The organism is Vibrio sp. SG41-7 (assembly GCF_014164465.1).
Lineage (GTDB): Bacteria > Pseudomonadota > Gammaproteobacteria > Enterobacterales > Vibrionaceae > Vibrio > Vibrio splendidus.
The window spans coordinates 1-321 of sequence record NZ_JACJFF010000381.1 but is presented as its reverse complement, the minus strand read 5'-3'; the positions used below and the strand labels follow the sequence as shown (position 1 = coordinate 321).

Below are 321 nucleotides of genomic sequence, written 5' to 3'. Positions count from 1 at the left end.
GTGGTGGAGGGATAGGGATTTGAACCCTAGAACCGCTATTAACGGTTGCCGGTTTTCAAGACCGGTGCTTTCGACCACTCAGCCATCCCTCCAACAAATTGTCATCAATAGATTAGTACACTAATGATGTTGTTAATTGCTAATGCAAGTAACGATACCTTTTGTCTTCACTTTTTAAAAAGTGAAAATAAATAGGAGCCTGGCGATGTCCTACTCTCACATGGGGAAACCCCACACTACCATCGGCGCTATTGTGTTTCACTTCTGAGTTCGGCATGGAATCAGGTGGGTCCACAATGCTATGGTCGCCAAGCAAATTTT

The 321-nt window shown here is 44.2% G+C and carries 1 tRNA gene and 1 rRNA gene; both read right to left on the bottom strand.

Annotation, left to right across the window (positions count from 1 at the left end):
* Window position 1 precedes the first annotated feature (1 nt).
* Window positions 2–92, bottom strand: a tRNA-Ser gene (locus H5300_RS27235).
* A 105-nt stretch (window positions 93–197) separates the two neighbouring features.
* Window positions 198–313 (bottom strand): 5S ribosomal RNA (rrf, locus tag H5300_RS27230).
* Window positions 314–321 lie beyond the last annotated feature (8 nt).